This window comes from Streptomyces sp. NPDC004561, from assembly GCF_053602155.1.
On record NZ_JBSGDB010000044.1, the window covers coordinates 1 to 18,594 of the forward strand.

Sequence of the window (18,594 nt, forward strand, 5' to 3'; positions counted from 1 at the left end):
GGATGCGCCAGGGTAGTTACGGATCTGTCCGCCCGGCTTCGAGGCTCGTCCAGGACGAGCAGCCCGCGCGGCTGGAGCAGCGCGGCGGCCAGGCCCAGCCGCTGCTTCATGCCGAGCGAGTACGCCTTGGCCTTCTTGCCGGCGGCGGCCGCGAGACCGACCCGGTCCAGCGCGGCCGCGACCCGGGCGCGCCGGGTACGTGGGTCGGCGGTCGGGTCGGCGGCGTCGTAGCGCAGCAGGTTGTCCCGGCCGGAGAGGAAGCCGTACAGCGCGGGGCCCTCGATGAGCGCGCCGACCTGCGGCAGGACCGTGCGGGCGGCCCGTGGCATGGGCCGGCCCAGGACACGGGCCGTGCCGGAGGTCGGCTCGATGAGGCCCACCAGCATGCGGATGGTGGTGGTCTTGCCGGAGCCGTTCGGGCCGAGGAAGCCGAAGACGCTGCCCGCCGGGACGGTCAGGTCGAGACCGTCGACGGCGAGCTGTCCGCCGCGGTAGCGCTTGGTCAGGCCGCGCGTGGCGATGACGCTCGCCGCCGCGTCGGCCCGGTCCGGCTCCATGGCGGACGGTTCGCCCATCGGCTCCCCCTCGTCTCGTCGTGCCCCGGAAGACCCGGGAAGGTCACTTCCCGGCGTTCGCCGCCTTCACCAGGGCGTCCTTGGTCACGGCGCCGGCGTAGACCTTGCCGTCGTCGGTGATCAGGGCGTTGACCAGGCGGGTGGAGAAGACCGTGCCCTTGCCGAACTTCCCGGACACCTTGTCGCCCAGCGAGCCGAGGAATCCGCCGAGGTCGCCGCCCTTGGCGCCGGTCGGCATCCCGCCCTTGGCGCCGGTGTCGAAGGTGGCGACGGAGGTCCAGCCCTTGCCGAGGACGTTGGCGCCGTTCAGGCCCTTGCCGAAGCCCTCGCCGGACTTCGGGGCGTGCTCGCGCGCCTTGGGCTGCTTCTTCTCCTCGGTGACCTTCGCGCCCTTGGGCGGGGTGAAGGCGAAGGCCGAGGCGGCCGGCCTGGCGAAGGAGACCTGGGTGAAGCCCGCGTCGATCACGGCGGCCCCGCCGCTCTTCGGGGTCAGCGTGAACTTCAGCGGCATGCCCGTCTTCGCGTCCACGGCGATGCTGATCGCGCCGACCGTGGTGCCGGACTGCCGGGGCTTGATCAGCAGCTTGTAGGCATCGCGTCCGGCGACGTGCGCGGTGCCGTCGACGGTGACGGACGTGGTGTCGTCGACCGCCTTCAGGGCCTGGTCGGCGAAGTCCTTCGGGGTGGCCGGGGGCTCGGCCCGCCGCCGGTCCTTGCCGGAGTCGTCCGCGGTGCTGTGCGAGACCTCGTTGCTCTTGCTGTCGTAGCCCCAGACGTCCTTGCCGTTGTGGACGAGGCTGTACTCGGCGCCCTGTTCGAGCAGCGACAGCTTCTGCCGGTCGGGTCCGTCGGCGGCGACGCGCAGGGTGTGCGTGCCGGAGACCAGCTCGGTGAGCTTGGCCTGCGGGTCGGCGGAGGAGCCGTCGCCGGAGCCCTTGGTCGCGCCGGAGGCGATGCCGCTCCCCAGGCCGCCGAGATCGGGCAGGCCGAGGTCGGTGCTGATCTTCACGGTGCCGGACAGCTGCTGCACGTCCGACTTGGCGATCTTGTCGATGAGTTGCTGTGCGGTGATCCTGGGCAGGTCGGGGTCGCCGGAGTCGGCGAGCGCCGGGACGAGCCCGATCGTGGCCGCCGCCACCCCCACCACCGCGACCGGGACGGCGTACCGGGCGGCCTTGCGGCGGCCGGAGCTCCGGTCCTCGTCCCGCGCGGCGCCCTCTGCGTCGTCGGATTCGTACGGTGCCATGTGTGCCTTACCTCCGTCGTCGGCGGCGGCTGTCCTCACGCTGGTCCACCTGAGCCGCCATTCTCACCCGAATCGGTGAGGAGTGGTGATTTCCCTGGTACCCATCTCACCAAATCGGCCATGAGGAATCGTCAGACCACGGAGCCAACTCCGTGTACGCCTGCGGTATGACACGTAGGGGTGGCGGCTCCCCCGACCCGTAGGGGTCGCACACGGCGAACCGGACGCGGACGGCCGCCGGACGGGCCGCGGGGGCGTGCCGGAGAGCCGCGGTGCGTGCGGCCTTCGCGCGGGACTCGTAGGGGCCTTGGCTCGGGACTCGTGCGGGCCTTCACACGGGACTCGTACGGGCCTTGGCACGGGCCGGGCGCGGCAGTCGTACGGGCCGGGGCAGGGCCGACACGCAGGGCGCGTGCAGCCCTCGTACGGGCCCCGCTGCGGGCCTGCCCCCAGTGCGGAGCCCGCCGTGGCTAGCCGGCGCGGTGGACCACCGCGTCGCACAGCTGCAACAGCGCCGCCTTGGCGTCGCACTCGCGCAGCGGCGCCAGCGCGGCCCGCGCCTCCTCCGCGTACCGCAGCGTGTCCCGGCGGGCCTGCTCCAGCGCGGGGTGGCCCCGCAGCGCGGCCAGCGCCTCGGCGTGCCGGGCGTCGTCGGTGAGGTCGGAGTCCAGCAGCTCGCACAGGGCGATGTCCTCGGGCAGCCCCAGCCGGGCCGCCCGCTCGCGCAGCCGGAGCACGGGCAGGGTCGCGACGCCCTCGCGCAGGTCGGTGCCCGGGGTCTTGCCGGACTCGTGGGAGTCGGAGGCGATGTCCAGGACGTCGTCGGCGAGCTGGAAGGCCACCCCGAGGCGCTCGCCGTACTGGGTGAGCACGTCCACGACCGTCTCGTCGGCGCCGGACATCATCGCGCCGAACCGGCACGACACCGCCACCAGGGAGCCCGTCTTGCCGCCCAGCACGTCCAGGTAGTGGTCGACCGGGTCGCGGCCGTCGGACGGGCCGGCGGTCTCCAGGATCTGGCCCGTGACCAGCCGCTCGAACGCGAGGGCCTGCACCCGGACCGCCTCGGGACCGAGGTCGGCGAGGATCTGGGAGGCGCGGGCGAAGAGGAAGTCGCCGGTGAGGACGGCGACGGAGTTGCTCCAGCGGGTGTTGGCGCTGTCCACGCCGCGCCGCACGGCCGCCTCGTCCATCACGTCGTCGTGGTACAGCGTGGCGAGGTGGGTCAGCTCCACGACCACGGCCGACGGCACGATGCCCGGCGCGTAGCGGTCGCCGAACTGCGCCGCGAGCATCACGAGCAGCGGCCGGAACCGCTTCCCACCGGCCCGTACGAGGTGCTGCGCGGCCTCCGTGATGAACGGGACCTCGCTCTTGGTGGCCTCGAGCAAGCCTTCCTCGACAGCCGCCAATCCGGCCTGGACATCGGCTTCCAGAGCCTGGTCCCGCACGCTCAGCCCGAACGGCCCGACGACGGTCACGAGGGGTCTCCTGTCTGCTGGTGTCTGCTGGCGCTTACACGGTTTGTCGATAGGTCGCTGCCATCACTCAAGTCAGCGTATCCGGTCCTGTTTCGATCACCGATAGCGCCCACGGCTCCAGCCCAGACGGCATCGATCATGACCGGCACCTTTTTGATCATCCGGTAAGAACGGACATTCATCGACTAACCAGGCATCAGAGAGCTTTGTATCGAATCGGCAAATAGATGGAGTAACCCCGCATCTCGGGTGAGCCCACCCCGACGTACACCCGAGTGGCCCCATCCCCCCACCTCCCTCCACGCTCCGGCCACTACGAGAACGACGGACACGGCGTCAGTGGTTCCACCGCACCCACACCCCCGGGCCGGGTCGCCCGAATCGCCCATGTCCGAATTAGCGCCATTTGCTATTTCGTGAATTGGGTCACGCGCGCTCATCGGAGCGCCCGGCCGCCCTGCCGGGCGTTCTCCCCCTGCGCCTCGGCGAGTTGAGGGTTGGCAACCGCAAAGGATCAAGTACCCCATACGGCACAGACCAAGGTCAAATAGTGCGTTGTGTGAATCAGGCACTTGTTCCCGACATGTGCTCTCGCATACGTTCCCGACCCGTCGGGCGGACGCCGAATCCTGCCGCCGCCCACGTAACCCATCGACGAACTCATTCGCACGGCAGGAGCGGGGGACCCAGGTAAGTCGCCGGACCGGACGGCACATGTCGCGCCGGAACGGCTTGGGGTTAAGTCGTGTCCCTTCAGGACACGGCCGGGCACCTCCCAGCCCGAACCCGACAGCTCACCTCGCAGGCGCCGGAGAGGAACACCCCCATGCCTGCTGCCGCTCAGTCCCGCCGCACCCGCCTCGTCCGCATGATCGCCGTCGCCGGTACCGGTGCCGCCGTTCTCGCCATGCCGCTCATCGGAGCGACCAGCGCCGCCGCGGCCACCACCGCGGCCCCGACGGTCTCCACCACCCCCGCCGGCTACCCGAACAACCTCAACGGCTGGATCCGCGAGTCGCTCGCGATCATGGCCCAGAAGGGCATCCCCGGCTCCTACAACGGCATCTACCGCAACGTCATGCGGGAGTCCTCGGGCAACCCGAACGCCATCAACCTGTGGGACTCCAACGCGGCCAAGGGCATCCCGTCCAAGGGCCTGCTCCAGGTCATCGACCCGACGTTCAACGCGTACCACGTGGCCGGAACCTCGTTCAACATCTACGACCCGGTCGCCAACATCACCGCCGCCTGCAACTACGCGGCCGCGCGCTACGGGTCGATCGACCACGTCAACAGCGCCTACTGATCGGCGCTCGCGGCAGGCACTACTGATATCCCGGCCAGTCGGTCGGGAACAGTCTTTCGAGGACGACGGCGATGCCGTCGTCCTCGTTCGACGAGGTGACCTCATCCGCGACGGCCTTGAGTTCCGCGTGGGCGTTGGCCATGGCGACCCCGTGTCCGGCCCAGTCGAACATCGGGATGTCGTTCGGCATGTCCCCGAACGCCAGGGCCCGTTCGGCACCGATCCCCAGCCGCTCGGCGGCCAGCGCCAGCCCGGTCGCCTTGGTCACCCCGCACGGCTGGAGTTCCACCGTCCCCGGCCCCGACATGGTGACCGTCGCCAGCGAACCCACCACCCCGCGCGCGATGGCCGCCAACTCGTCGTCCGGCACCGTGGCGTGGCGCAGCAGCACCTTGCTGATGGGCTCGCCCCACAGGTCGTCGCGCCGGTCCACCCGTACCGCGGGCAGGGTCGGGTGGGGCATCAGATAGCCGGGTTCGATCAGCGTGAGCCCGTCCACGCCGTCCTGGTCGACCGCCGCGTACACCTGCCCCACCTCGGCCTCGATCTTGCCGAGCGCGGTCTCGGCCAGCTCCCGGTCCAGCCGGACCGACCACAACAGGCGGTCGGCCCCGGCGTCGTAGACCTGCGCGCCCTGCCCGCACACCGCGAGCCCCGTGCAGCCGAGGTCCGCCAGCAGGGGCCGCACCCTGGGGGCCGGGCGGCCGGTCACCACCAGGTGCCTGGCACCGGCCCGCCCCACCCGCGCGAGCGCGGCGAGCGACCGTTCGGAGACGGTGTCGTCGCCACGCAGCAGCGTTCCGTCCAGGTCGGTGGCGATCAGTGCGTACGCGGGGGAGGGTGCCATGATCAGAGAATACGGACACCACACCCCACCGACTCACCACTCTTTCCAGGCACTTACGTGCCACTGGGCCCCAAGTACCGCCCCCACGGCCCCTGATGCTGACACTTCGGCGCGTGAGTCCCTGAGGCCCTGAGGCCCAGTGGGACCCCCGGGGCCGCCCCGGGCGTCAGCCGTGGGCCGCGGCCAGGTGCTTCGCGAGGCGTGGGGAGGCGAACTCCGTGCCGCAGACGAAGCGCATCACCGGGCCGTACGAGGACGCCGCCGGCAGGCCGGTGAAGTACACGCCGGGCACGGAGGAGACGTAGCCGGGGCCGAGCTTCGGCGCGCCACGGCTCACCGCGAGCCGGGTGCGCAGTTCGGCGCCGAGGAAGTCCATCGCCGCGATGTCGACGCGGTAGCCGGTCGCGGCGATGACATGGTCGGCGGTGATCCGCTCGGTGCGGCCGCCGTGGGTGCGGACGGTGAGGACCGGACTGCCGTCCGGGGCCTCCGCGCCCACCACCCGCTCGACGTCCTGCACCTGCACACCGCTCTCGAAGCGCTCCCGCAGCCACCAGGCGCCGAGCGGGCCGAGGACCCGGCGGACCAGGTAGTGGCGGGCCGTCTCGGGCAGGTAGCGATAGGGGTGCGGGTAGTAGCTGAACGCCCACAGCGACCAGGCGCGGCCGAACGGGGACTCGGGGCGCAGCCTGGGCTGCTCCCAGGGCGGGGCGCCGAAGGCGACCCGGCCGCGCCCGCGCGCGACCACGCGCACCCGGGCGCCCGCCTCGGCCGCGAGCGCCGCCGTCTCCAGCGCGGACTGGCCGGCGCCGACGACTATCAGGTCCTTGCCGGCGAAACGGGTGAGGTCGTGGTGCTGGGAGCTGTGCGAGACGGGGCCCGTCGCGGCGGGTCCGTCGGCCGCCGCCCCCGCCAGCTCCGCGGGCAGATGCGCGAGGCCCGACAGACCGGTGGCGACGACGACCGCGCGCGCGGTGAACATCTCCCCCGAGTCCAGTTTGAGTTCGAAGCCGCCGCTCTTGTCGCGGTCCACGGAGACGACCCGCACCTGCTCCAGGTCGGGGATCAGTTGCTGCCGGAACCACTCCCCGTAGCCGATGAAGGTCTCCACCGGGATGATGTCCTCGTCGGTCACCAGGCGGCGGATCCCGGCCGCGTCGCAGTAGTCGGCGAGGGTGTGGCCGGGCTGCGGGCAGTCGAAGCTCGAGGCGACGGGCGTGGACTTCAGGAGCATGCCCTGGGGCATGTGGTCGCGCCAGCTGACCATGGGGTCACCGAAGACGCGGACGGGAATGCCGCGCGCCCGCAGGTGGGCGGCGGTGGACAGGCCGAACGGCCCGGCCCCGATGACTGCAACCGGTCGAATCACGAAGTCCCTCCCCAGGACGCGTGGTGCGCCACCTTCGTGGCCTTGCCTACTTCGTGGATGTGCCGCTGCCGCGGCGGTTGGTCCGCCACAGCTGATAGAGGTGCTTCGCGCCCGGGCGCACGAAGCGGGCCAGCATCGTGAGGAACGGCAGCGGGTCGTCACCCGCGAGCCAGGCCAGTTCCGTCCCGCTCGCCTTCGCCGGCGCGTGCGGCGTCGTGTAGCCGCTGCGGCGGTAGGCGAGGAGGGCGGGGAGGTCGATGTTCTCCACGATGTATCGGTGGCCGGCGCGCTGCTCCCCCTCCGGAACGGGGTGGCCGGTCAGATTCAGGTGCATGGCACGGACGACGTCCACGCCCGACTCGTTCTCGAAGAGGCGGAACTGGGCGCCCATGCGCGGGTTGAAGTCGAGGAGCTTGTACTGTCCGTCGCGCCGGTCGAAGCGCAGGTCGAGGTCGATGATGCCGCTGAAGCCGATCTGCTTGATGAAACGAGTGGCGAGGTCGGCGAGTTCCGGATTGTCGACGACGTACGCGTTCGCCGTCATGCCCGCGTGCGGCGGCCACGAGCGGACCTTGACGCCGGTGAACAGCGCGAGCGGGCTGGAGTCCTGGTCGAAGCAGGCGTGCACGATCCAGTCCTCGGCCTCCTCGCGCGGCAGGTACTCCTGGAGGATCACGCCGGGTTCCGCGCCCCAGTCACGGGCGAGGGTGAGCAGGCCCTCCCGGGTGGCGATCCTCGTGGTGCCGTTGACGGCGGGTTGTCTGCGGCGGACGAACGCCTCGCGGTTCTTGGCCACGACCGGGAAACGGGCCGTGTCGGCGAAGGCGACGATCTCCTCGTACGACCGGGGGAACGCGGCCGAGGGGCTCGCGATGCCGTGCTCCACGCACAGTTCGTGCAGGCCCTTCTTGCTGGCCAGCCGGCGGGGCAGTCCGGGGTCCACGCGCGGGAAGAGGAAGGCTCCGGCCAGTTCGTCCTGATGCTCGGCGATCAGGACCGCGGCCTCCTCGTCGGTCGGGATCAGGACAGTCGGGCGGCCGATCCGGTGGCCGATACGCAGCAGGCCCTCGATGAGGCGGCCCGGGTCCTCCGCGCCGGTCGTCGGCCACACGAACGCCTTCTTCAGATAGCGGGAGGAGGCCGCCGGGGTGTACGGGTCCTCGGTGATGGCGTACATGGGCACACCGAGGCGTCCCAGGCTGCGGATCGCGCCGACACCGCCGTGATGCAGCGGGTAGTCGCCGAACTTGACGATCATCCCCGGCACGTCACGGTCGGCCTCGAACGGCACGCTGACAGCGTTTCCGGCCACGGGTCCCCCCACGTGTCCCCCCAATGGAACGGACCCACCCCGTCCGTGTCCCCAAAGGACGCTAAGCCGGAATTGCCGCCTCCGACAAGGCCTATTCGGACATTGCGAACTCTTTAGGCCCTGTGCGGGCAACCCGGCGAGCCGCCGCGGCGTCCTCCTGGGGGCACTCCCGCAGTCCTGGTCGAGGCGCGCCCCAAGTCCCGCCTGGGCGCACTGCCCAAGACGGGCGTCCCGGCCGTAACGTGTGGCGCGACCACGTGGAACGCATGCCATGCATGGCCCGGATGAGAGTGAGGCAGTACCCCATGCCCCCCTTCGACGTCCCCGAGGGCGACCCCTTCGGCCCGCACAACCTTCCCTATGGCGTGTTCTCGCCCTCCGGCAGCACGGAGCGGAGGGTCGGCGTCCGGCTCGGAGACCACGTCCTCGACGCGGGCGCCGCGGCCGCCGCGCTCGGCTCGCCGCACCACTCGCTGCTCGCCCGGCCCACCCTGAACGCACTGCTGGCGGCCGGCCGCGCGACCTGGTCGGAGGTGCGGCGCGCCGTCACCGCCTGGGTCACCGAACCCGCGCACCGCGAGGCGGTCGAACCGCTCTTCCACCCCTTGTCCGAGGTGACCCTGCACCTGCCCTTCGAGGTGGCGGACTACGTCGACTTCTACGCCTCGGAGAACCACGCCCGCAACGTCGGGCAGATCTTCCGCCCGGACGCCGAGGACTCCCTCACCCCCAACTGGAAGCACCTGCCGATCGGTTACCACGGCCGCTCCGGCACGGTGATCGTCTCGGGCACGGACGTCGTACGCCCGTCCGGGCAGCGCAAGGGCCCCGCCGACCCCGCTCCCGTCTTCGGGCCGTCGATCCGGCTGGACATCGAGGCCGAGGTCGGCTTCGTCGTCGGCGTGCCGTCCGAGCTGGGCCGGCCGGTCGCCCTCGGCGAGTTCCGCGAGCACGTCTTCGGGCTGTGCCTGCTGAACGACTGGTCCGCCCGGGACATCCAGGCCTGGGAGTACGTCCCCCTCGGCCCCTTCCTCGGCAAGTCCTTCGCGACCTCGGTGTCGGCATGGATCACTCCGCTGGAAGCGCTGGAGCACGCGCGCGTGGAGCCTCCACAGCGCACCCACCCGCTGCTGCCGTACCTGGACGACTCGGTGCCGGAGATCGAGCCCGGCGGCTACGACCTGCGGATCTCGGTCGCGATCAACGGCCACGTCGTCTCCGAGCCGCCCTTCTCCACCATGTACTGGACCGCCGCCCAGCAGCTCGCCCACATGACGGTGAACGGCGCCTCCCTGCGCACCGGCGACCTGTACGGCTCCGGCACGGTCAGCGGACCGGAGGAGCGCCAGCGGGGCTCCCTCCTGGAACTGACCTGGAACGGCCGCGACCCCCTCGAACTCCCGGACGGCAAGCGCGCCTTCGTGGAGGACGGTGACGTCGTGACCCTGTCGGCCTGGGCACCCGGCGCGAACGGGAACCGGGTCGGCCTGGGGGAGGTCAGCGGGCGGATCGTGTCGGGGTGAACCCGCGCCGCGGGCGGGGTCGGCCGTACGACGCCGGCCTCGACCCGCGGGGCGCGCGGCAGGAGCGGGGGCGCGCGGCGGTGTGAGTCGCGGTGCGCGGTGCTGCCGTCGGGAGCGGGCGCGCATGGTGGTGCGCGAGTGGACGCGCGCTGTGTTGCGTGAGCGGGCGCGCACAGGACGTGCGGAGAGGGCCGTGTGACGCGAACGGGTGCGGCCGGTTCGGCTCCGGCACCTGACTCGCGGCGCCCGTCTTCGCCATACTGACAGGGACACGCACCACACGCGATGCGCACGCGCGCGTCACTCTCTCGGCACCACCGACACCCGCACGCCACTCCGACCAGGAACCGGAGCCCCGGCATGACCGTCTGCCTGCTCCTGCTGAGCGTCGTCGCCCTGACGGCCGCCGTACCGGCACCGCGCGCGCTGACCCGTGCCGCATGGCCCGAGCGGGAACCCGTGGTCGGGTTGTGGGTGTGGCAGTGTCTGGTCGCCACCGTCCTGCTGTGCTGCCTGGCCGCGCTGATCCTGGGCGCGGCGGCCATCTTCCACACCGTGCGCGACCACGTGTTCGCCCCCGCGCCGCCCGCCGTCACCGCCGCCTACGACCTCTCCGCGGCGCCGGTGTGGGCGGCCGCGTTCACCGTTCTGCTCGCCTGCGGCGCCGCGTGGACGACCGCGATGCTCGCCCGGGAACTCGTCGAGGCCCGCCGTAGCCGTGGCCAGGCCCGGGCGCACCTGCGCGAGCGCGCCCCGGACCTGCCCGCCGGGCTGCCCCCGGCACGGGGCCCGATGCTGGTGCTGGAGGACGAGTACCCGGACGCCTGGTGGATGCCGGGACATCCGCCGCAGCTGGTCGTCACCACCGGCGCGCTGCAGCGGCTCACCGACCATCAGTTGGACGCCGTGCTCACACACGAACGCGGGCACGCGCGCGCCCATCACGACTGGCTGCTGCACCTGTCCACCGCGCTCGCCACGGGCTTCCCCCGCGTGCCGCTCTTCGCCCACTTCTGCGACCAGACGCACCGCCTGGTGGAACTGGCCGCCGACGACGCCGCGTCCCGGCGCTGCGGGCACCTCACCACGGCCCTCGCGCTGATCGAGCTGAACCAGCACCGGGGCGTCCTCTCCTGTGCCTCCAGCCGCCGTCTCCTGGGCGAGCGCGTGGACCGCCTGCTGGAGCCGCCGCCGCGACTGCTGCGCCGGCACCGGGCCCTGACCACGACGGTGGCCGCGCTGGTGCCGCTGCTCCCGCTGCTGATCACGTTCGCCCCGGGGCTGACCGCACTGTCCTGACCGGTCCGCCGGGTGGCGGATCTTCCCCGCCGGAAGGGAAAGCCGCAGCTCAGCTGGCCACCCGACATCCCCTCACGTGGCGCAACAATCCAGCCCCCCTCTTCATCGCAACGGCCGACTCGGACACCGATGTCAGGGCCTATGCGGCGCGGGGGCTGTGACGCTCCCCCGCATCGCCCCAGGCCGATCCGCTACATCCAGTCGTCCGGTTCGGGCTCGTCGTCCACCGCGGGGTCGGCTCCCGCCGGCGCGGCTGCGGCGGGCGCGGCTGCGGCGGGCGCGGCTGCGGCGGGCGCGGCCGGGCTGTCCAGGGAGGCCAGTACCTCGAGCACTCCCTCCCCGTACGTGACCAGCTTCTTCTCGCCGACCCCGCTCACCGTGCCCAACTCGCGCACCGAGCCGGGCCACTGGGTGACGATCTCCCGCAGGGTGGCGTCGTGGAAGATGACGTATGCGGGGACGCCCTGTTCCCGGGCCTGCTCGGCACGCCAGGCGCGCAGGGCCTCGAAGGCGGGGAGCAGTTCGTCGGACAGTTCGGCCGCGGCGGCCTTCGCCTTGCGGTCGCCGCCGGAGGCACCGGCCGATCGCGACCGGGAGCCGGCCGGCTTCTTCGGCTCCTTGCGCAGCGGCACCTCTCGCTCCCGCCGCAGCACCTCGCCGCTCGCCTCGGTGAGCACCAGCGTGCCGTACTCCCCTTCGACCGCGAGCAGTCCCTGGGCCAGCAGCTGCCGGATGGCGCCCCGCCACTCGGCCTCGCTGAGGTCCTGGCCGATGCCGAAGACGGACAGCTGGTCGTGGTCGAACTGGATCACCTTGCCGGTGCGCTTGCCCAGCAGGATGTCGACGATCTGCACGGCGCCGAACTTCTGCCCGCGCTCCCGCTGCAGCCTTACCACCGTCGACAGCACCTTCTGCGCGGCGACGGTGCCGTCCCAGGTCTCCGGCGGGACGAGGCAGGTGTCGCAGTTGCCGCAGCCCGCGTGATCGGGGTCCTGGCCGAAGTAGGCGAGCAGCTGGGCTCGGCGGCACTGGACCGTCTCGCACAGCGCGAGCATCGCGTCGAGGTGGGCGGCCGCCCGGCGGCGGAACGCCTCGTCGCCCTCACCGGACTGGATCAGCTTGCGCTGCTGTATGACGTCGTTCAGGCCGTAGGCCATCCAGGCGGTGGACGGCAGACCGTCGCGGCCCGCGCGGCCGGTCTCCTGGTAGTAGCCCTCGATGGACTTGGGCAGGTCCAGGTGGGCGACGAAGCGTACGTCGGGCTTGTCGATGCCCATGCCGAAGGCGATGGTCGCGACCACGACCAGTCCGTCCTCGCGCAGGAACCGGGCCTGGTGCGTGGCGCGCGTGCCCGCGTCGAGGCCCGCGTGGTACGGCACCGCGTCGATGCCGTTGGCGGTCAGGAACTCCGCTGTCCGCTCCACGGAGTTGCGCGAGAGGCAGTACACGATCCCGGCGTCGCCCGCGTGCTCCTCCCGGAGGAAGCCGAGCAGCTGCTTCTTCGGGTCGGCCTTGGGCACGATCCGGTACTGGATGTTGGGCCGGTCGAAACTGGCGACGAAGTGGCGGGCCGTCGGCAGGCCGAGCCGCTGGGTGAGCTCCTGGTGGGTGGCGTGGGTGGCGGTGGCGGTGAGGGCGATCCGGGGGACGTCCGGCCAGCGCTCGCCGAGGAGGGACAGGGAGAGGTAGTCGGGGCGGAAGTCGTGGCCCCACTGGGACACACAGTGCGCCTCGTCGATCGCGAAGACGGAGATCTTGCCGCGGGAGAGCAGGCCGAGGGTGGTGTCCAGGCGCAGCCGCTCCGGCGCCAGGTACAGGAGGTCCAGCTCGCCGGCCAGGAACTCGGCCTCGACCACGCGCCGCTCGTCGAAGTCCTGCGTGGAGTTGATGAAGCCGGCGCGCACGCCGAGGGCGCGCAGGGCGTCCACCTGGTCCTGCATGAGCGCGATGAGCGGGGAGATCACGATGCCGGTGCCGGGTCTGACCAGGGCCGGGATCTGGTAGCACAGCGACTTGCCGCCGCCGGTGGGCATGAGCACGACGGCGTCGCCGCCCGCCACCACATGCTCGATGATCGCCTGCTGCTCGCCCCGGAAGGCCTCGTACCCGAAGACCCGGTGCAGCGTGACGAGCGCCTCGCTCCCGGTCACGTCCGGCCCTTCGGTCACCCTTGGCATCTCGCTGATCCCGCCCGTCACATCCATTGTCCGGTCCCCGTCTGTCCCCCGTGCGTCGTCCCTCGACCACTGCGTCAACGATAGGGGTCCGCGCCGACAGTGCCGGAAGTTGTCCACAGGTGGGGGTGTGGTTGTCGTACCAATGCGCGTGAACCACATCGGTGGCTGGCACCGGCGTACTCGGCGACGGCGCAGTACCGGTACCCGCCACTCGCCCTCGAGCGGTGACGTGCGACGGCCCCGGTTCCTCGCCGAGGAGCCGGGGCCGGTGCGACAGCAGCCGTGGGGCTCAGCGCACGAAGACGCCCGCCTGGTTCGCCAGATCCAGGAAGTACTGCGGCGCCACGCCCAGCACCAGCGTCACCGCGACGCCGACACCGATCGCCAGCATGGTCAGCGGCGACGGCACGGCCACCGTCGGGCCCTCGGGCCTCGGCTCGCTGAAGAACATGAGCACGATCACGCGGATGTAGAAGAACGCCGCGATCGCCGAGGAGATCACACCGATCACGACCAGCGGGGCCGCGCCGCCGTCCGCCGCCGCCTTGAAGACGGCGAACTTCCCGGCGAAGCCGGAGGTCAGCGGGATGCCGGCGAAGGCGAGCAGGAACACCGCGAAGACGGCCGCCACCAGCGGGGAGCGGCGGCCGAGCCCGGCCCACTTGGACAGGTGGGTCGCCTCGCCGCCCGCGTCGCGCACCAGCGTGACCACCGCGAACGCGCCGATCGTGACGAACGAGTACCCGGCCAGGTAGAAGAGGACCGACGACACGCCGTCCTTCGAGGTCGCGATGACACCCGCGAGGATGAATCCGGCGTGCGCGATCGACGAGTAGGCGAGCAGCCGCTTGATGTCGGTCTGAGTGATCGCGACGATCGCGCCGCCCAGCATCGTGATGATCGCCACCGCCCACATCACCGGCCGCCAGTCCCAGCGCATGCCGGGCAGGACGACGTACAGCAGCCGCAGCAGCGCGCCGAACGCGGCCACCTTCGTCGCCGCCGCCATGAAGCCGGTCACCGGGGTCGGCGCACCCTGGTAGACGTCGGGTGTCCACATGTGGAACGGCACCGCGCCCACCTTGAACAGCAGACCCATCACGATCATGGCGCTGCCGATGAGGAGCAGCGCGTCGTTGCCCATGGTGTTGGCCAGTGCCGGGTTCACGTCGGTGACCGAGCCGTCGACGACCTGGGCGATGCGGCCGTACGACACCGAGCCCGCATAGCCGTACAGCAGGGCGATGCCGAACAGCGTGAACGCGGAGGCGAACGCGCCGAGCAGGAAGTATTTGACCGCGGCCTCCTGCGACAGCAGCCGCTTGCGGCGGGCCAGTGCGCACATCAGGTACAGCGGCAGGGAGAAGACCTCCAGGGCCACGAAGAGCGTCAGCAGGTCGTTCGCCGAGGGGAACACCAGCATGCCGGCGACGGCGAAGAGGAGGAGCGGGAAGACCTCGGTGGTGGTGAAACCGGCCTTCACCGCGGCCTTCTCGCTGTCGCTGCCCGGCACGGACGCGGCCTGCGCGGCGAACGAGTCGACCCGGCTGCCGTGCGCCGCCGGATCCAGCCGCCGCTCGGCGAAGGTGAACAGGCCGACCAGGCCGGCCAGGAGGATCGTGCCCTGCAGGAAGAGGGACGGCCCGTCGACCGCGATCGCGCCCATGGCGGCGATGTGCGCCTTCTTGGTGCCGTAACCGTCGGCCGCGAGCGCCACGACCGCGGCGAACGCGGCACACAGGGCCACGACGGACACGAACACCTGCGCGTAGTAGCGGGACTTGCGCGGGACGAACGCCTCGATGAGCACCCCGACCAGCGCCGCGCCGAGGATGATCAGTGTCGGCGACAATTGTCCGTATTCGATCTTCGGCGCGCCGATCTTCGAGATCGGGTCGGCCGCGGTTGTCCACAGGCTGTGGACGGCTGCTGTGCTCACTTGGCCGCCTCCACCTCGGGCTTGGGGTCCTTCTTCTGGACGTCGGACATGGTCTGTTTGACCGCCGGATTGACGATGTCCGTCACGGGCTTCGGATAGACACCCAGGAAGATCAGCAGCACGATCAGCGGGGCGACGACCACGAGCTCACGCACGCGCAGGTCGGGCATCGCCGAGACCGCGGGCTTCACCGGGCCCGTCATCGTCCGCTGGTACAGCACCAGGGTGTAGAGCGCGGCGAGGACGATGCCGAAGGTGGCGACGATCCCGATCGCCGGGTAGCGCGTGAACGTGCCGACGAGGACCAGGAACTCACTCACGAACGGCGCGAGGCCGGGCAGCGAGAGGGTCGCGAGGCCGCCGATCAGGAAGGTGCCGGCGAGCACCGGGGCGACCTTCTGCACGCCTCCGTAGTCGGCGATGAGCCGCGAACCGCGCCGGGAGATCAGGAAGCCGGCGACCAGCATCAGCGCGGCCGTGGAGATGCCGTGGTTGACCATGTAGAGCGTGGCGCCGGACTGGCCCTGGCTGGTCATCGCGAAGATGCCCATGATGATGAAGCCGAAGTGCGAGATCGACGCGTAGGCCACCAGGCGCTTGATGTCCCGCTGGCCGACGGCGAGCAGCGCACCGTAGATGATGCTGATCAGGGCCAGGACGAGGATCACGGGCGTCGCCCACTTGCTGGCCCCCGGGAACAGCTGGAGGCAGTAGCGGAGCATCGCGAAGGTGCCCACCTTGTCGACGACCGCCGTGATGAGGACGGCGACCGGCGCGGTGGACTCCTGCATGGCGTTGGGCAGCCAGGTGTGCAGCGGCCACAGCGGCGCCTTCACCGCGAAGGCGAAGAAGAAGCCCAGGAACAGCCAGCGTTCGGTGCTGGTCGCCATGTGCAGCGAACCGCTCGCGCGGGCCTCGGCGATCTGCTGGAGGGAGAAGTTCCCGGCGACCACATAGAGGCCGATCACCGCGGCCAGCATGATCAGACCGCCGACCAGGTTGTAGAGCAGGAACTTCACGGCCGCGTACGACCGCTGAGTGGAGGCCGCCTCCTCGCCGTGCTCGTGGGCACGGTCCCCGAAGCCGCCGATGAGGAAGTACATCGGGATGAGCATGGCTTCGAAGAAGATGTAGAAGAGGAAGACGTCGGTGGCCTCGAAGGAGATGATCACCATCGCCTCGACGGCGAGGATCAGGGCGAAGAAGCCCTGGGTGGGCCGCCAGCGGCGGCTGCCGGTCTCCAGCGGGTCGGCGTCGTGCCAGCCGGCCAGGATGATGAACGGGATCAGTACGGCGGTCAGCGCGAGCAGCGCCACCGCGATGCCGTCGACCCCGAGCTCGTACCTCACCCCGAAGCTCTTGATCCAGGCGTGGGACTCGGTGAGCTGGTAGCGGGCGCCGCCCGGGTCGAAGCGGACCAGGACGGTGATCGCCAGGGCGAGCGTGGCGAGCGAGACGACCAGCGCCAGCCACTTCGCGGCGGTGCGCCGCGTGGCCGGTACGGCGGCCGTGGCGACGGCCCCGAGGGCCGGGAGCGCCGCCGTCGCTGTCAGGAGGGGAAAGGACATCGGTATCAGACCGCCCTCATCAGCAGGGTCGCGGCGACCAGGAGTGCCGCACCGCCGAACATCGAGACCGCGTAGGAGCGGGCGAAGCCGTTCTGGAGCCTGCGCAGCCGCCCGGACAGGCCGCCGAAGCCGGCCGCCGTGCCGTTGACGACACCGTCGACCAGGGTGTGGTCGACGTAGACCAGGGAGCGCGTCAGGTGCTCGCCGCCGCGCACCAGGACGACGTGGTTGAAGTCGTCCTGGAGCAGGTCGCGGCGGGCCGCGCGGGTGAGCAGCGAGCCGCGCGGGGCGACGACCGGGACGGGCCTGCGGCCGTACTGCGCCCAGGCGATCGCCACACCGATCACCAGGCACACCATCGTCGCGCCCGTGACGACCCCGGCGCTGACCGGGGAGTGGCCCTCGCTGTGCCCGGTGACCGGCTCCAGCCAGTGCAGGAAGCGGTCGCCGATGCTGAAGAAGGCACCGCCGAAGACCGAGCCGACGGCCAGCACGATCATCGGGATCGTCATGACCTTCGGGGACTCGTGCGGGTAGGGCTCGGCGTGCTCGCCGTGGTGCTCGGCGGCGGGCTCGGCGCTCGGCGCCTCCGGGGAGCGAGTGGGTTGGTTCCTCCAACGCTCCTCTCCGAAGAAGGTCATCAGCATCACGCGCGTCATGTAGAAGGCGGTGATGGCCGCGCCCAGCAGGGCCGCGCCGCCGAGGATCCAGCCCTCGGTGCCGCCCTTCGCGAAGGCCGCCTCGATGATCTTGTCCTTGGAGAAGAAGCCGGACAGGCCCGGGAAGCCGATGATGGCGAGGTAGCCGAGGCCGAAGGTGATGAACGTGATCGGCATGTACTTGCGCAGGCCGCCGTACTTGCGCATGTCGACCTCGTCGTTCATGCCGTGCATGACGGAGCCGGCACCGAGGAACAGCCCGGCCTTGAAGAAGCCGTGCGTCACCAGGTGCATGATCGCGAAGGCGTAGCCGATGGGGCCGAGGCCCGCGGCCAGCACCATGTAGCCGATCTGCGACATGGTCGAGCCGGCCAGGGCCTTCTTGATGTCGTCCTTCGCGCAACCGACGATCGCACCGAACAGGAGCGTGACCGCGCCGACGACGGTGACGGCCAGCTGGGCGTCGGGCGCCGCGTTGAAGATGGCCGCGGAACGGACGATCAGGTAGACGCCCGCGGTCACCATGGTCGCCGCGTGGATCAGGGCCGAGACCGGGGTCGGGCCCTCCATGGCGTCCCCGAGCCAGGACTGCAGCGGCACCTGGGCGGACTTGCCGCAGGCGGCGAGGAGCAGCATCAGCGCGATGGCGGTGAGCTTGCCCTGGGAGGTGTCGCCGGCGTGGCTGAAGACCGGGCCGAAGGCGAAGCTGCCGAAGGTGGCGAACATCAGCATGATCGCGATCGACAGACCCATGTCGCCGACGCGGTTGACCAGGAAGGCCTTCTTCGCGGCGGTCGCGGCGCTGGGCTTGTGCTGCCAGAAGCCGATCAGCAGGTACGAGGCGAGACCGACGCCCTCCCAGCCGACGTACAGCAGCAGGTAGTTGTCGGCGAGGACCAGCAGCAGCATCGCCGCGAGGAACAGGTTCAGGTAGCCGAAGAAGCGGCGGCGCCGCTCGTCGTGCTCCATGTAGCCGACCGAGTACAGGTGGATCAGCGACCCGACGCCCGTGATGAGGAGGACGAAGGTCATCGACAGCTGGTCGAGGCGGAAGGTGACGTCCGCCTGGAAGCTGCCGACCGAGATCCATGTCCACAGATGCTGGGTCAGGGTGCGGTGGTCGGCGCTCTTCCCGAGCAGGTCGGAGAAGAGGATCAGGCCGAACACGAAGGAGGTGGCCGACAGGAGCGTGCCGATCCAGTGGCCGACGCGGTCCAGGCGCCGGCCGCCGACCAGCAGGACGGCCGCTCCGAGCAGGGGCGCCGCGATGAGCAGCGCGATCAGGTTGTCCAC

The 18,594-nt window shown here is 71.0% G+C and carries 13 protein-coding genes and 1 riboswitch; of the genes, 3 read left to right on the plus strand and 10 right to left on the minus strand.

Annotated features, from left to right (window positions below; all coding sequences use genetic code 11):
• The 3 genes from ACWEN3_RS08825 to ACWEN3_RS08835 all read right to left on the minus strand — a co-directional run.
• A partial coding sequence (locus ACWEN3_RS08825) for an ABC transporter ATP-binding protein (RefSeq protein WP_452967477.1) occupies nucleotides 1-575 on the minus strand: 575 nt, incomplete at its 3' end.
• Between the two features lie 43 nt (nucleotides 576-618).
• Nucleotides 619-1,821 carry a LolA family protein gene (locus tag ACWEN3_RS08830; RefSeq protein WP_452967480.1) on the minus strand — a complete coding sequence of 401 codons (1,203 nt, stop codon included), beginning with the start codon at nucleotides 1,819-1,821 and terminating at the stop codon, nucleotides 619-621.
• Nucleotides 1,822-2,291: 470 nt separating this feature from the next.
• Complete coding sequence (locus tag ACWEN3_RS08835; RefSeq protein WP_452967483.1) at nucleotides 2,292-3,302, minus strand: polyprenyl synthetase family protein; 1,011 nt, start codon at nucleotides 3,300-3,302, stop codon at nucleotides 2,292-2,294.
• Between the two features lie 642 nt (nucleotides 3,303-3,944).
• Nucleotides 3,945-4,123: riboswitch (cyclic di-AMP (ydaO/yuaA leader) on the plus strand.
• 5 nt (nucleotides 4,124-4,128) lie between these two features.
• On the opposite strand from ACWEN3_RS08835, the gene ACWEN3_RS08840 reads away from it, so the two are divergent.
• Entirely contained in the window at nucleotides 4,129-4,608 is a 480-nt protein-coding gene (locus tag ACWEN3_RS08840; protein ID WP_452967486.1) for a transglycosylase SLT domain-containing protein, read from the plus strand.
• Between the two features lie 19 nt (nucleotides 4,609-4,627).
• On the opposite strand, the gene ACWEN3_RS08845 is transcribed toward ACWEN3_RS08840, so the two are convergent.
• From ACWEN3_RS08845 to ACWEN3_RS08855, 3 genes are all read right to left on the minus strand, one after another.
• Nucleotides 4,628-5,455, minus strand: a complete 828-nt coding sequence (locus tag ACWEN3_RS08845) for an HAD family hydrolase (RefSeq protein WP_452967489.1) — start codon at nucleotides 5,453-5,455, stop codon at nucleotides 4,628-4,630.
• Between the two features lie 166 nt (nucleotides 5,456-5,621).
• Nucleotides 5,622-6,824: an FAD-dependent oxidoreductase gene (locus ACWEN3_RS08850; protein ID WP_452967491.1), complete on the minus strand. Its 1,203-nt coding sequence runs from the start codon at nucleotides 6,822-6,824 to the stop codon at nucleotides 5,622-5,624.
• A gap of 46 nt (nucleotides 6,825-6,870) precedes the next feature.
• The gene (locus ACWEN3_RS08855; RefSeq protein ID WP_452967538.1) at nucleotides 6,871-8,115 is read right to left on the minus strand and encodes a carboxylate--amine ligase; all 1,245 of its coding nucleotides are present in this window, start codon (nucleotides 8,113-8,115) and stop codon (nucleotides 6,871-6,873) included.
• Between the two features lie 326 nt (nucleotides 8,116-8,441).
• Between ACWEN3_RS08855 and fahA the strand changes: the two genes are divergently transcribed.
• Nucleotides 8,442-9,659, plus strand: a complete 1,218-nt coding sequence (gene fahA, locus ACWEN3_RS08860) for a fumarylacetoacetase (RefSeq protein ID WP_452967494.1) — start codon at nucleotides 8,442-8,444, stop codon at nucleotides 9,657-9,659.
• 360 nt (nucleotides 9,660-10,019) lie between these two features.
• Nucleotides 10,020-10,958, plus strand: a complete 939-nt coding sequence (locus ACWEN3_RS08865; protein ID WP_452967496.1) for a M56 family metallopeptidase — start codon at nucleotides 10,020-10,022, stop codon at nucleotides 10,956-10,958.
• Nucleotides 10,959-11,149: 191 nt separating this feature from the next.
• Here the strand turns inward: ACWEN3_RS08865 and recQ are convergent, their stop codons facing one another.
• The 4 genes from recQ to nuoL form a co-directional block, all read right to left on the minus strand.
• On the minus strand, nucleotides 11,150-13,162 hold the full coding sequence (recQ, locus tag ACWEN3_RS08870) for a DNA helicase RecQ (RefSeq protein ID WP_452967497.1): 2,013 nt from the start codon (nucleotides 13,160-13,162) through the stop codon (nucleotides 11,150-11,152).
• A 262-nt stretch (nucleotides 13,163-13,424) separates the two neighbouring features.
• Nucleotides 13,425-15,074 (minus strand): NADH-quinone oxidoreductase subunit NuoN, encoded by a 1,650-nt coding sequence (gene nuoN / locus ACWEN3_RS08875; RefSeq protein ID WP_452967499.1) that lies wholly within the window; start codon nucleotides 15,072-15,074, stop codon nucleotides 13,425-13,427.
• Nucleotides 15,071-16,642 (minus strand): NADH-quinone oxidoreductase subunit M, encoded by a 1,572-nt coding sequence (locus ACWEN3_RS08880; RefSeq protein ID WP_452967502.1) that lies wholly within the window; start codon nucleotides 16,640-16,642, stop codon nucleotides 15,071-15,073. The genes nuoN and ACWEN3_RS08880 overlap by 4 nt, the downstream gene beginning before the upstream one ends.
• Before the next feature lie 5 nt (nucleotides 16,643-16,647).
• Nucleotides 16,648-18,594, minus strand: a complete 1,947-nt coding sequence (nuoL, locus tag ACWEN3_RS08885; protein WP_452967506.1) for an NADH-quinone oxidoreductase subunit L — start codon at nucleotides 18,592-18,594, stop codon at nucleotides 16,648-16,650.